11 protein-coding genes are annotated in these 14,445 nt (G+C 51.7%); 6 read left to right on the forward strand and 5 right to left on the reverse strand.

Features of this window, described 5'->3' with window-relative positions:
- The first annotated feature begins 6 nt into the window (after positions 1 to 6).
- Complete coding sequence (dadX, locus tag M2371_RS03980; protein WP_259266936.1) at positions 7 to 1,080, forward strand: catabolic alanine racemase DadX; 1,074 nt, start codon at positions 7 to 9, stop codon at positions 1,078 to 1,080.
- Positions 1,081 to 1,144: 64 nt separating this feature from the next.
- On the opposite strand, the gene M2371_RS03985 is transcribed toward dadX, so the two are convergent.
- Positions 1,145 to 2,875 (reverse strand): potassium/proton antiporter, encoded by a 1,731-nt coding sequence (locus tag M2371_RS03985; protein WP_172893932.1) that lies wholly within the window; start codon positions 2,873 to 2,875, stop codon positions 1,145 to 1,147.
- A gap of 91 nt (positions 2,876 to 2,966) precedes the next feature.
- Entirely contained in the window at positions 2,967 to 3,887 is a 921-nt protein-coding gene (gene ldcA / locus M2371_RS03990) for a muramoyltetrapeptide carboxypeptidase (RefSeq protein ID WP_259266937.1), read from the reverse strand.
- Positions 3,888 to 3,984: 97 nt separating this feature from the next.
- Between ldcA and emtA the strand changes: the two genes are divergently transcribed.
- The gene (gene emtA, locus M2371_RS03995; protein ID WP_259266938.1) at positions 3,985 to 4,593 is read left to right on the forward strand and encodes a membrane-bound lytic murein transglycosylase EmtA; all 609 of its coding nucleotides are present in this window, start codon (positions 3,985 to 3,987) and stop codon (positions 4,591 to 4,593) included.
- Here the strand turns inward: emtA and M2371_RS04000 are convergent, their stop codons facing one another.
- Positions 4,594 to 5,325 (reverse strand): flagellar brake protein, encoded by a 732-nt coding sequence (locus M2371_RS04000; protein ID WP_115631820.1) that lies wholly within the window; start codon positions 5,323 to 5,325, stop codon positions 4,594 to 4,596.
- Positions 5,326 to 5,556: 231 nt separating this feature from the next.
- Between M2371_RS04000 and M2371_RS04005 the strand changes: the two genes are divergently transcribed.
- Positions 5,557 to 5,808: a GlsB/YeaQ/YmgE family stress response membrane protein gene (locus M2371_RS04005; RefSeq protein WP_034495894.1), complete on the forward strand. Its 252-nt coding sequence runs from the start codon at positions 5,557 to 5,559 to the stop codon at positions 5,806 to 5,808.
- 174 nt (positions 5,809 to 5,982) lie between these two features.
- On the opposite strand, the gene ygjK is transcribed toward M2371_RS04005, so the two are convergent.
- Both ygjK and ygjJ read right to left on the reverse strand, forming a co-directional pair.
- Positions 5,983 to 8,355 carry an alpha-glucosidase gene (gene ygjK, locus M2371_RS04010; protein ID WP_259266939.1) on the reverse strand — a complete coding sequence of 791 codons (2,373 nt, stop codon included), beginning with the start codon at positions 8,353 to 8,355 and terminating at the stop codon, positions 5,983 to 5,985.
- 9 nt (positions 8,356 to 8,364) lie between these two features.
- The gene (ygjJ, locus tag M2371_RS04015) at positions 8,365 to 9,432 is read right to left on the reverse strand and encodes a protein YgjJ (protein WP_259266940.1); all 1,068 of its coding nucleotides are present in this window, start codon (positions 9,430 to 9,432) and stop codon (positions 8,365 to 8,367) included.
- Positions 9,433 to 9,765: 333 nt separating this feature from the next.
- On the opposite strand from ygjJ, the gene ebgR reads away from it, so the two are divergent.
- From ebgR to M2371_RS04030, 3 genes are all read left to right on the forward strand, one after another.
- Positions 9,766 to 10,752 carry a transcriptional regulator EbgR gene (gene ebgR, locus M2371_RS04020; protein WP_259266941.1) on the forward strand — a complete coding sequence of 329 codons (987 nt, stop codon included), beginning with the start codon at positions 9,766 to 9,768 and terminating at the stop codon, positions 10,750 to 10,752.
- A 150-nt stretch (positions 10,753 to 10,902) separates the two neighbouring features.
- Entirely contained in the window at positions 10,903 to 13,932 is a 3,030-nt protein-coding gene (gene ebgA, locus M2371_RS04025) for a beta-galactosidase subunit alpha (RefSeq protein ID WP_259266942.1), read from the forward strand.
- A gap of 13 nt (positions 13,933 to 13,945) precedes the next feature.
- Entirely contained in the window at positions 13,946 to 14,398 is a 453-nt protein-coding gene (locus tag M2371_RS04030; protein WP_259266943.1) for a beta-galactosidase subunit beta, read from the forward strand.
- Positions 14,399 to 14,445 lie beyond the last annotated feature (47 nt).

A 14,445-nucleotide genomic window follows, 5' to 3' on the forward strand; every position in this document is an offset into this window, starting at 1 on the left:
GGACACATGTCCCGTCCGGTTGTTGCGACGCTGAACCTCAGCGCGCTGCGTAACAATTTAAACATTGTCCGCCAGGCTGCTCCCCATTCGCGTGTCTGGTCCGTCGTTAAAGCGAATGCTTATGGTCATGGAATTGAGCGCGTCTGGTCTGCATTAAGTGATACCGACGGCTTCGCAATGTTAAATATTGAAGAGGCGATTTTACTGCGTGAGCGCGGATGGAAAGGGCCGATTCTCATGCTCGAAGGTTTCTTTCACGCCGATGAATTGCCGTTGTTTGATGAGTATCGGTTAACCACCAGTTTGCACAGCAACTGGCAGGTCAAAGCCTTAGCCAAGGCCAAACTGAATGCGCCATTAGATGTGTACCTGAAGATAAACAGTGGGATGAACCGCCTGGGGTTTAACCCTGACCGTGTTCATTCCATCTGGCAACAGCTACGCTTTATTGCCAACGTTGGGCAACTCACGCTGATGGCGCATTTTGCCGATGCGGAGCAACACGACGGCATAGTCGAGCCGATGAAACGCATCGAGCAAGCAGCAGAAGGGCTGGATTGCCCGCGTTCTGTTTCTAATTCGGCGGCCACGTTGTGGCATCCGGAAGCGCATTATGACTGGGTTCGTCCGGGGATCATCCTGTATGGCGCATCGCCAAGCGGCCAGTGGTGTGATGTTGCCACCAGCGGTCTGCAACCGGTCATGAGTTTGCAAAGTGAAATTATCGGTGTCCAGAATCTGAAAGCGGGCGATACGGTAGGTTATGGCAGCCGTTATCGGGCAGATGCCGAACAGCGGATTGGTATCGTCGCCTGCGGTTATGCTGACGGCTATCCGCGCATTGCGCCGACAGGCACGCCAGTGCGTGTTGACGGCGTGCTCACTCATATCGTTGGCGCCATTTCCATGGATATGCTGACCGTTGACCTGACCCCTTGCCCGAATGCGGGAATTGGCAGTCCGGTTGAATTGTGGGGGAATGCGGTGAAAATTGATGATGTGGCGCAGGCGGCGGGAACGGTAGGGTATGAATTAATGTGTGCCCTGGCTCCGCGCGTGCCAGTAGTGACAACATCCTGATTTTTAACCTGGTCCAGCATTTGTAGGCCGGATAAGCGCAAGCGTCATCCGGCACAAACCTAATTTACTCCGTTTCTTCGCTTTCTACGCGCACACCGATTTTACGCACCTGGTTATCTTCTTTCTCGGCGACCGTCCAAATCATCCCGGCAAACTCCACCTGGTCACCGACAACTGGCGCGCCGCCTAACATGCCGACCACAAATTCGCCCAACGTTTGCTGGGTATCGACGTTGTCATCCAGTTCCAGCCCGTAAATGGTTGCCACATCGGCAAACTGCGCGCTGGCCTCGAGAATAAAGTCACCAAAGAAGCGCTGATCGAGCGCCACTGGCGGCGACTGGCTAAACATTTTACCCAGCGCGGGTAAATCACGCTCGCGGCCAATCACACACAGCACATCGCCGACTTGCAAACGGGTGCGGTCATTCGGGTGCAGCAGCGTATTGTCGCGGAACAGCGCGGCAATTCGCGTGTCTTTCGGCATTTTTAGGTCGCGCAATGAAGCGCCAATACACCATTTGTCTTCACTCAACTGATAAACAAACTGCTCCCACGGGTTTTCCGGGTGGATATCCAGGCCAACGCGAGAAACGGGCCAGCCGACGGGCGGCACCACAACTTTGGCTTTTTTAGCCGCCCAACCGAGCGATGTGCCTTGCAGTAACAGCGACACCAGCACAACGAAGAACGCAACATTAAAGAACAGCCGCGCGTTCTCAAGCCCTGCCATCATCGGGAATACCGCAAGGATAATCGGCACCGCGCCGCGTAACCCAACCCAACTGATAAACACCCGCTCGCGCAGATTAAAGCCACGGAACGGCAGCAGACCGAGGAACACAGAAAGAGGTCGGGCAAAGAAAATCATCCAGATGGACAACAGCAGCGCCGGAATGGCAATCGGCAACAGATCGGTGGGATTAACCAGCAGCCCCAACACCAGGAACATGCCGATTTGTGCAAACCACGCCAGGCCGTCAAAGTTTTGCAAAATGCCAAAGCGGCTGCGAATAGGGCGGTTGCCGAGCAAGAATCCACACAGATAAACCGCCAGAATCCCGCTACCGTCTAAAGCGGTGGTGATACCAAACACCATAATCCCGCCGCTTAATGCGAGCAGGGGATACAAGCCCTGCGGCAGCGTAATACGATTGATCATTTGCAACAGCAAATAACCGCCGCCAAGGCCAAGCACAATTCCCAGACCAAACTGTTGAATGATATCCATGAGGAACATCCAGCTCAGGCCAGTTTGCCCATGCTGAATCATCTCGATGAGCGTGATGGTTAAAAACACCGCCATCGGATCGTTACTACCGGACTCAATTTCGAGCGTCGCGCCAACACGTTCGTTCAGCCCTTTACCGCCCAGCAAGGAGAACACCGCTGCCGCATCGGTCGAGCCAACAATGGCACCTATCAGCAGGCCTTCAATCAGGTTGAGGTTAAACAACCATGCGGCAGCCATGCCCGTTAAGCCCGACGTGATCAGCACGCCAACGGTGGCAAGCGAAAGTGCGGGGCCAAGGGCGACGCGAAACGAACTGGCCTGGGTGCGCATTCCGCCATCAAGCAGGATCACCGCCAGCGCCAGGTTACTGATTAAATACGCGAAAGGATAATTATCAAACGGAATGCCGCCAATTCCATCAACTCCTGCCAGCATGCCGATGGCGAGGAAGATAACCAGAATGGGGATACCAAGACGCGAGGAAAAAGAACTCAATAAGATGCTACAAGTTACCAGAACGGAACCTAAAATAAACAGACTGACTATCGCCCCTGCGTCCAAAATTATCTTTCTCCTTTGCGTGTGACTCTTTTCGTGAAGCAAATTTTAACACGGAAAGCATTGATTCATTGTGCTTTCTGAGGGGCATATTCTACTTATTTTGTCTCATTACTGGATGACCGCTGATGGTGAGACTCGCAGTCTGCCCGTCGTGTTGCAGTTCTCCATAAGCGCCTAATGGCAGGGTAACGGTTTCTGGTTCGTGTCCAAACGGTAAACCACGCAGCACAGGAATAGACAACCGCTGCTGCAACATTCGACACATCTCATCGAAATTATAGTCGCCGTCATAGTCGCTTAAGGTTGCGCCATTGAAGCTACCCAAAATCAGCGCTTTCTGGCGCGCTAAAATCCCGGCGTGATGAAGTTGCAACAACAATCGCTCCACACGGAAAGGATGTTCGTTGATATCTTCGACCACCAAAATACCGCCATCAATCACGCTCAGCCACGGCGAGCCAATCAGCGAAACAAGCATCGCCAGGTTACCGCCCCAAAGTGTGCCGCTCGCGGAGCACGCAGGCGTCGGGCTTTGCCAATTCAGCGTGAATTTCGGTTCAGTGATCGCCTGCCAGAAATGCTGCCAGGTAAAACTATTGAGCTCATCTGCACCAAAATTACCGGACAGCATGGGGCCACTAAACGTGACGGTACCGGTCTGCGACAGCAGCGCGAGTTGAATAGCCGTGAAATCGCTATGCCCGCAGATAATCGGCGTACGTTGGCGGAAGGCAAGTCCGAGCCGGGAATAGTCGATACGTTCGAGCAGGCGTGTGGCACCGTAGCCTCCACGCACCGCCAGAACGATGTCGCAATCTTCAGGAAGTGCAGATAAATCCTGAATATCTGCCAGTCGTTGTTCTTCCGTTCCGGCAAAACGCTGAAAACGCCGTGGTACCACAGATTGGTTTTCTACCCGGTGGCCCGAGGCTTTCAGGCGCTCGATACCGCGAGCCGCGGCGGCCTGATTAACACAGAAACCTGAAGGGGCAATTAAACGAATCGTCGACATGGCATTTCCTTGCTGAAAGTGAATTGGTTATCATGCCGCTTGAAACGGGTGTTGTCACCCGCCTGACGGCGATGAATATTAGTAAAGGATAATACGTGTGAATATAAGATGGCTGATTGTGTTGGTTCTGTTTATAGCTGGCTGTTCCAGCCACTCCACAAAACAACCCGAGTGGGATCCGACAAAACCGGTTCAACGCGCACTAACATGGATGCCGATCACCGATCAGGCTGCAAAAGAGTGGGGCGTTAGCCCGCGAGTCGTTACTGCGATTATTGCGGTGGAGTCAGGTGGCAACCCTACGCTTGTCAGTAAGTCCAATGCGGTTGGCCTGATGCAGATTAAAGCCTCAACGGCAGGCAAAGATGTGTATCGTCATTTAGGTTGGGGCGGGCAGCCGTCAACCAGCGAGCTAAAAGACCCGGCACGTAATATCTCGATTGGGACGGCTTACTTAAGCATTCTCGAGCACGGGATTCTGGCGGGCATCGAAGATCCGCAAACGATGCAATACGCATTGCTGGCGTCTTACGCCAATGGTGCAGGCGCATTGCTAAGAACGTTTTCCTCCGATCGCAAAAAGGCCATTGACGAAATCAATGACCTCAGCCCGGACGAATTTTACGAATACATCGCGAAGAACCACCCGGCACCACAGGCACCGCGTTATTTGTACAAAGTTTCTAAGGCACTCAACGCCATGTAATTATTTAACCCGGCCTGCTTTCTCACGAGCGGAACGCTCCAGTGCGAAAATAATGCGCTGTAGTTCACGTTCTACGGCCGGGTTAACGTTCAGAAAGCGGAAGCTCAGGCGCGGCGTGCTGACCGTCTGATTTTTGCTGTCGATCACTTTTCGTTCCGAAAGCGTTATCAACTGCATATCAAAGTGGAATTTCCCCCACTGCACTAAATCCATTTCCACCTGCGAGAAACGCATTCCCGCGCTTAACCCGTCGGGCAATGGCCCGTCAAGCAGCGCCCCCATCCCGCCTAATGACAAATCACAAAGCCTGAACTGAAAGGGAGAACCATCCGCAAGTGTGGTGCTGCAGTGGTAATACGGTTGCAGCGGGGCCGTGATGCGGAAATATTCCCGGCGCTGCACAAACCACAGCGCAGGCGGGAGCGGGGCGTGGAAGGCGGGCAAATTCAGGTAATTTACCGCCTGCATTTTAGGCAAAATAAATTCCACCTTTGCACCCTCGGTTTCGGCGATGAACTGAATATTCGTTGCCTTTTGCGCCGCCTGGTTTTCCTGCGTCTGGCTACCAAAATCCACAATCAAACCTGAAGCTGTGACCTCAAGAATCTTGCTAATAAACTGCCCGGATGACCAACTCAACCGTATTGGCACCTGGTTTTTATGAAGATCACGTAACACGCCTAATACTGCCAGAGGACTTTGTTTCAGAAACTGCTCGTTATAGTTACTCAAGGCCAGGTCCATGTTGTGTTTTTGATAGTTGTGCAAGCAGTTATCGGCATAAAGCAAAAAAACTTAAGATAAATCTCAGAGAGTTAATGGGATAAATTCAATAACTTAGTGAGGTCAGTCACATTTTTCTAACACTTGATTATACTTAGCGTACCGACAGACAGAACCCATTGCCAAACCAATGTGGATTCTGGCTTGTTACCACACACAATAATGAAGAGGACGTTCAATATGGGTATTCTGGCCTGGATTATTTTCGGTTTGATTGCTGGTGTAATTGCAAAACTGATTATGCCTGGTAAAGATGGCGGCGGTTTCATCGTGACCTGTATTTTGGGGATCATCGGTGCGGTTGTTGGTGGATGGATTGCCACATTCCTGCATATCGGCGGCAGTGTGACGGGCTTTAATTTTCCAAGCTTCCTGGTCGCAGTGGCGGGGGCGATTATTGTGTTGATTATTTATCGCATGGTACGACGCTAACTATCCTCGTCATACTTGAAGCCGCCTCGGCGTTGGCTGCACTCACTCACCCCAGTCACTTACTCGAGTAAGCTCCTGGGGATTCCTGAGTTTGCCGCCTTGATGCAACTCCAATTATTTAGAGGATAGGTCTTAACCTATTGTGTAACGGCCCCTTTTGGGGCCGTTTTACGTTTACTGTTTTTGAGTAAAGAAATCGTTGTACAACATATAAAGGTGCGCAGCACTCCATGAGAAGTTCGGCGCGCCCTGTTGTTCGCCGTTAAGCGGGTTGTAGTTTTCGCGAATAGGGCCGTCACTCGTCAGGCCATTGGCATGAGCAAAGAATCGGTTCGCCATCTCCACCGCGTCCGCACGATAACCGTAACGCTCCATCCCTTTCAGACCAAAGTAGAACTGATCCACCCACACGCGCCCTCGCCAGTAAATATCTGCTCCAAAGGCCGGGTTGGTGAGTGCCGCCGTCCCCAATGGCACGTAGGTATTAAACTCTTTCGGGTCTTTCATAACTTCTACCACAGCATCGGCATGTGCCTGAGTTGCCGCGCCATTAAACAGCGGTGACCATCCCTCCGGCCCTTTGCCGCGAGCGACTAACGGTTTGCCTGCACAGCCATTTGCCAGCGGTTTATCTTCGATACGAATGTCGTAATAGAACCCGGTGATATCGTCAAACATGCAGGTGTTGATGTAATCAGCCAGTTTTTTGGCGTGCTGGCTAAAGCGTTGTTCATCTTCAGACTTGCCGAGGATCTTCGCCATTTCTGCCAGATAGCTGCTGTCGCTATACATGTAGCTTGCCTGGTCCACTGACTCTTGCAGCAGCGAATAGCCAAGCAGAGTGCCATCGGGGGCGTGGTTTTCAGCAAACAGAACCTGCCAGTCTTCACGTTTGCCGCCTTTATCCAGGTAACGTTGCAGCTGATCCGGGTCGATAAAACCGAATACGGAAGCGTCATCGCGCCCGGACTCCCACGATGCGGCAACCTGCGCAGGAATATCAATGCTGTCATATTTCCCGCTGCGCAAGACGCGGTTGTAATTATCCAGTCCCACCATTTTTTGTTCTTTATTGCCGCGTTTGACGGTAAAGATCATCTCGCCTTTGGCGGTGTTATGGGCTTTGTCGCGCGCTGCACCATATTCAGGAATCCCATTCCCGTTGTGGTCACGGTTGCGCAGCCACCAGTCGTGATAGGCCACCAAATGCGGATACATTTCTTCAAGCCAGCCTTTGTCGCCGGTGGTTTTGTATACCTCCATCACCGACCAGGCGGCAAGGCTTGGTTTGGTGTTGCGCTCGTTCCAGTTGCCACCGTCACCGCCGCGTTCCGGGCTGGTGTTATAGGCAATTAAATCCGGCACAAAGCCTGCGTCCCACGGGCGAATCGGGTCGTCTTTCGGGATTTGCCAGGCAAAAACGGCACGAATATTATCTTTGGCGACGTCCGGGTTAAAATGCGCCATCGCGTACGCCTGCTTCCAGGTGTCCCACGGCCATGTCTGGTTGCCTGAGAACCAGCGCCCGGTCACGGACGGCGTCACCGAATCAAATTTCATCGCACCCGCCACGCCGCGCCAGTTGCCATTGAGCGTTTCGATAGCTTTCACCGCCACGCGAGTTTGCGCCGTCGTTGCATCCGGGTTATTCAAACCCGTTTTCAAATAGCCTTCCCAGCGTTGTTCCGATGCGGTCAGATACGTTTGCGGATTATTGAGAATATCGTGAATCTTGCCCTGTTCTTTCTGGACTTCCGCCGCCGTTAACAGGTGAGAGTAGGTGGTGTAAACGGTGGTTGAGCCTTCAATATTGGCTTTGGCCACGAATCGATGGCCGTCGATTTGTGTGCGCATTGGCATGGTTTTATGGATTTGATATTGCGACTCGCCGGAAGTCATCAGGTTGGATGGCGCTCGCACTTTGCCAAATGTCACATTCAGGCCATCCGGCGTGGCATGCAGCACACGGTTATAATCCGGGAAGGCCTGGGTAATGGTTTCAGTGGACTTTGGTTTTTGCTCCTGAAGATGATATTTCTCGAGCAATTCACCATCCCACACCAGCTCAAGTGGTGCGTCGGTGGTGATTTCTGTCGCCAGCAATGATGTGCGCGATGTGACAAACCGCAGCGTCATTTTTACCGTGACGCCAGGGGCGGTCAGCGTCTGAATCAGAGCGCCTGGAATGCTGTACGCCTGCAGGGTAAACGCCACTTTTTGGCCGTTTTTATACACGCTCAGACGGTCAAAATTATTCGCCATAAAATTGATGTATTCTTCGGTCAGCAGTGCCGGACCGGGGAATCCCCCCATTCCTTCACTGTTGGCTGGCAGCAAATGCCCATGCCAGGCACCGTCATCAAAGAGCGGATTAAATCGCTGATGTTCATCAAAATCGTAATCGAGCATCGCCTGCGGTGCGCCAGTGCGGTCGATAACATTGCGAAACTGACTGGCTTGTAACGCCTGGGTATCGTGATGTGGAGCTTTGCACCCGGCAACAACCAGCAGGGCGGCAATCGGTGCAAGACGGAAGAGGGGTTTCATGTCGTATCCTTACCAGTAAAAATATTGCATGACGAAGACCGAATTGCTGGCCTCGGTGGTGTCGTTATCAAGATAAAAACGGCTGTCCAGCGCGGTGGCGAGTTTCCCGCCAAAATACTCGTACCAGATACCAAACTGTGCGTAGGAGGTCGTTTGGTCATCGGCGTTATCCAGTTCGTGTTTGGCGTAACTGTATGCGGTAGAAAGATATAAGCCTTTAGCGGGTTCAATCATGCCGCTCATCATCATGCCGCTTTCACTCCCCGGGTTGTAACCATCACCTTTACCGGTGTGATGCCAGGCGCGTCCTGCAAGGTGTTTGCCCTGCAAGCCAATCAGGTAAAGTTGCCCGGTACCATCGGTGACTTCCAGCCCATTGAGCAGGGTTAAACCTTCCTGAATATCATATTGAAGATAGCCGTTTATCATGGCCCGATACGTGTACTTATCTGAATAACGGTCATATTTTCCAAAATGCAGCCACGCCTTGCTTTCATCGACACGGCTTTCCGGTGCTGCTGTGACACTGTAACGTAATTTGCCCGTCAGGTTTTGCAACTTGGCGGCGTAGGTTAAATCGCGGGTGTTTGGGATGACGTAGCCGTATTCCGGGGTGAAATCGCCCCACCATTGCAAATCGTCCAGCGACGAATCGTTACGCCCACTTAGAATCCATTCGGTACCTTTGTCGGTGCGGTAGCCGCCATAAAAACGGTTGATACCGCCTTCAAAACCGCCCCAGCTATGGTCGGGAACCCAGGCATTGCCTTGATGGTCAGCTTGCACCGTCCAGCCCTCGCCATACAACAACCCGAACCAGTTACCGTGTTTGACTTCAAGGCCGCCTTCGATGTAGGTGCCGTCACTGTATTTGTGTTTGTCGTCGCCATTGAGATAAACGCTGCCCCCTAAACCCATTTCACCGTAAAAGCGAAATGTCGTTTTAGCGTTGTCTTCCACAAGTGCAGGGGGGGCTGGAGTTTGCCGTTCAGCCGGAACAACGGCTTCAGCGGCGTGTAAACTCCCTAACGGGGCCAGCAGTAACACCAGCGATATTCCGGATAAAATCCTTGCCATGAAATCCATTCCTTGTCGTTTTTGCTGTTATCAGTCAGTGGAATGGTTGTCATGTTAGTTAATATTTTACTAAAAAATATACTTAAATTGATAAACCGATAACTGCGTCACAACTTCAAATTGCGACTACGCAGGTTAAACGCAGGGGTATACAGAGACTCGCGATGACATTAATCTATACCTGTCATACTTCAAGCTGCATCATTGTTGGCTACGCTCGCTCACCCAGGTCACTTAGTTTACTAAGCTCCCAGGGACTCGCTCTCTTGCCGCCGCGATGCAACTCGAATTATTCTGGGTATATTGTTTTCATCGCATGATTATTAGGATGTTATGGCTACTTTGAAGGAAATCGCGCAAGCGGCTCAGGTGTCTGTCGCCACGGTTTCACGCGTGCTCAATGACGATCCCACGTTGAGCGTGAAAAGCCAGACTCGCCAGAAAATCCTCGAAGCCGCAGAACGGCTGGAATATAAAGTTCCAAGCGCAAAACGCCAGGCCAGTCAGCGTCTGACGTTCGCTGCCCTCTATACGCACGGGCAAGAGTTAGAAATTAACGATCCCTATTATCTGGCGATGCGCTATGGCATTGAAACTCAATGTGAAAAATTGGGTATCACCCTGGTATCTTGCTATGACTTTAAAGGCGACCGCGCATTGGCGTCCGCGGATGGTTTACTGATAATTGGTAAACCTCAGCCAGCCGCTCAGGCGCTGCTCGAGCAGCATGAACTGCCGCTGGTTTATCTTGATGGCATCACCAGCGACCCGCGCTTTGACTGTGTCAGTGTGGATTTAGCCGAAATCAGCCAGAAAGTCATCGACTACTTTATTTCCCGGGGCTATCAACGCATCGGTTTTATTGGCGGGCGCGATGACCTTGATTATGCCGATCAACGTGAGCTGGCGTTTGTGGAATACGGTCGCCGCAAGAAAGTGGTAAAGGCAGAAGATGTCTATTTCGGCGATTTTAGTAGCCAGGCCGGCTATCAGAGTGCGCTGAAAATGCTTTCTACATCAGATGATTATCCACCGGCGCTGTTTGTAGCGACCGATTCCATCGCGATTGGCGTTTTACGTGCGCTACATGAGCACGGTGTGAAAGTACCCGAGCAAATGGCGCTGATTAGCGTCAACGATATTCCTACCGCGCGTTTTGTTTACCCGGCGCTTTCTACCGTGCGCATTCATTCTGAAACCATCGGTGCGCAGGCGGTTAACCTGCTGATGGAGCGCATTCGTGATGAACGAACCATTCCTCTTTCGGTCTTCGTTCCCAGTTCGCTACAGTTGCGCGACACCACCACTCCATCTGAATAAAATCAATAAATAACAGACAATCGTCCTGATCCCGGTGAAAACGACCAGGGCGATTTATTGTGATCCCCTCGTCATTTAGTAAATTTTAATTTTTAGTTTTAGTAAATATTTACTATTGTTTGCCCAGACACACGTAAAGAGGATGTAAGCGTGAAGAACTGGGAAAACATAGATAAACAATCTGAGAACCGACTGCCAGCTCGCGCCTGGTTCCATAGCTACAAAAGCGTTGAACAGGCCAAAGAACTTAACCGCGATTCAAGCCAGGGGTTTATGTTGCTCAGTGGCAAGTGGGCCTTTAACTACTTCGATCACCCTGAAAAAGTCCCCGCCGAATTTTACCGTGAGCCGATGAACACCTGGGGCGAAATCACCGTTCCGGGGATGTGGCAAATGGAAGGCCACGGCAATCTGCAATATACCGACGAAGGATATCCATTCCCGATTGATGTCCCGCACGTCCCGACCAACAACCCTACCGGGGCATATCAGCGCGAATTCACGCTGCCTGCCGACTGGTTGCAACGCCAAATCATCATCAAATTCGATGGTGTAGAAACCTATTTTGAAGTTTATCTGAACGGTCACTATGTCGGGTTCAGCAAAGGTAGCCGCCTGAGTGCCGAGTTTGACCTCAGCCCTTATGCCCACGCAGGCGCAAATTTACTGAGCGTACGGGTGATGCAATGGGCCGATTCCACCTATATCGAAGATCAGGATATGTGGTGGATGGCGGGAATCTTCCGCGACGTTTATTTGATAGGCCAGCCACTCGTTCACTTGCAAGACTTCACCGTTGTCACTGAGTTTGATGAAAACTACTGTGATGCCGAACTCCAGATCTCTTGCGTGCTACACAACAACACCGCAACGGTGGCGGAAGGCTATCAACTTCACGCACAACTTTTTGACGGCGAGAAATGCGTCGCGCAACAAAACCACGCTGCGCTGACCGTGCAGCGTGAATCGTCCTGCCAGTTTGTTATGCCAGTCCATCAGCCAAAACAGTGGAACGCCGAACATCCCAATCTCTATTTGTTGCTGTTAACCCTGCGCGACTCCCAGGGCGATATTGTCGAAGTGGTGCCGCAGCAGGTTGGATTCCGCGATATTAAAGTCCGCGATGGCCTGTTTTATGTAAACGGTCGCTACCTGAAATTACATGGCGTAAACCGCCACGATCATCACCATCAGAAAGGGCGCGCCGTGGATATGGCGCGTGTTGAGCGCGACATCATTCTGATGAAGCAGCACAACATTAACTCCGTTCGCACCGCCCATTATCCGAACGACCCGCGTTTTTACGCGCTATGCGACCAGTACGGTCTATTTGTGATGGCGGAAACTGACCTCGAAAGCCATGGTTTTGCCAACGTCGGCAACATCAGCCGGATTACCGACGACCCTGCGTGGGAACACGCTTATGTCGAACGTATTGAGCGCCACGTTGAGGCGCAGAAAAACCATGCGTCGATCATCATCTGGTCGTTGGGTAACGAGTCGGGTTACGGCTGTAATATTCGTGCCATGGCAGCGCGCTGCAAGCAACTCGACCCCATGCGACTGGTGCATTACGAAGAAGACCGCGACGCCGAAGTGGTGGACGTGATCAGCACCATGTATTCCCGTGTTTCTATGATGAATGCCTTCGGTGAATATCCGCATCCAAAGCCGCGCATTATCTGCGAATACGCCCACGCAATGGGCAATGGGCCGGGCGGACTGGCGCAGTATCAGGCGGTGTTTAACCAGCATAAATCTTTGCAAGGGCATTACATCTGGGAGTGGTGCGACCACGGTTTACTGGTGCATGACGAGCAAGGACGCGAGCGTTACCAGTACGGCGGGGATTATGGCGATTACCCGAACAACTATAACTTCTGCATGGATGGTCTTATTTACCCCGATCAGCGTCCTGGGCCGGGTTTGCGCGAATACAAACAAGTGCTTTGCCCGGTAAACATTGTTGAAACTTCGCAGGCCGACGTTTTGCAGGTGGAAAACCGCTACTGGTATAGCACGCTGGGTGATATTGAATTCCGTGTGGCTTATCAGGTTGACGGCAAAATCCTCGCGCAACAAACGTTGGCACTGCCGCATTTGCTGCCGGGCGAGTCCGAAGCGTTACCGCTAACACCGCCAGAATTGCCGGCGGGTGAAGTGTTCATCAACGTTGAAATCGTGAAACGCAGCGCCACACCTTACAGCGAAGCGATGCACCCGCTCGGTCATTTCCAGGTTTTACGCCAGCCAGCGGCAGAACATGAACCGCTGCCGGTGGAGAAATCCGACGCACTTCAAAGTGAAACCCTGCAACATCAGCAGGTGATTCGCGGGCAGGGCTTTACTCTGACCTTCTGTCGCCTGAGCGGCGAGCTGACATCATGGTTAGTCGACGGCGAAGAAATTGTTGGGCGTGCGCCGCATCTGACTTTCTTTAAGCCGACGATTGATAACCACAAGCAGGAATTTGAAGGGTTGTGGCAGCCGTATCACGTCCATCTGATGCAGCATAACTTCCGCGAAATGCGCCATTTCTCGCAGGGTGATGATGTGGTGATTGAAATTGACAGCACCATTGCACCGCCGGTGTTTGATTTCGGTATGCGCTGCACTTATCAGTGGCGAATTACACCTTCAGGCCACGTCACGCTGAATTTATCCGGCCAGCCGTATGGCAACTATCAGGCCATTATTCCCAAAATCGGTCTCGATTTTGGCATCAGCAAACGCTTTAAGCAGGTGGAATATTACGGACGCGGGCCGGGTGAAAACTATGGCGATAGCTGCCAGAGCAACCTGATTGGTTGTTATCGCCAGCCCGTTGAAAGCCTGTTTGAAAACTACCCGTTCCCGCAAGACAACGGTAATCGACAAGACGTGCGCTGGCTGAGCGTGGAAGATGAAAAGGGCAACGGAATTTTCATTCAGCCGCGTAGGCCGATTAACTTCAGCCTCTGGCCGTACAGCGCAGAAATGCTGCAACAGGCGCAACACATCAACGAACTGGAAGCGAGTGATTACCTGACGCTCAACCTTGACGACCAAATCCTCGGCCTGGGTTCCAACTCCTGGGGTTCCGAAGTGCTGGACTCGTTCCGGGTGTATCTCAAAACATTCGAATACGGTTTCACTATGGTGCCATTCCGTAAATCACAAACCGATTGCGCACATTCCTGATGAGGCAAGCAACATGATTATTTTAAATACCTTAGAAGAATTTAAGAGCGTTTATCGGGCGGGCAAAAAATGGCAGCGCTGTATCGAGGCCATTAATAACCTTAATAACATTAAGCCAAATGTTTTTTATTCGATTGGTGACTCGCTGGTTTATCGCCTTGCCGAAGGTAATGCACACAATGCGGAATTATTTGAAGGCAACCGCCGCTATTTCGATGTGCATTATTACCTTAGCGGGCACGAGTCCATTGAGGTTGCGGATAAAAGCGCTTTGACGCCTGAGATGGCTTATCGCGATGAAAGTGACCGCGAGTTTTTCAGCGGGCAGGGCGTGCGGCATGAACTGAAAGCAGGCAACGTCGTTATTTTTGAAAATCACGAAGCGCAACGTTTTTCTCAGGGGAAAGATATGCGCAAAGTGATCTTAAAAGTCACCGTTGAGGAAACGTATTTCTTAAACAAATAAGGTGCGGACGTAACACAAATGTCGGATGGCGCTTGCGCTAATCCGAC

The organism is Buttiauxella sp. BIGb0471, from assembly GCF_024807715.1.
Classification (GTDB): Bacteria; Pseudomonadota; Gammaproteobacteria; order Enterobacterales; family Enterobacteriaceae; genus Buttiauxella; species Buttiauxella agrestis.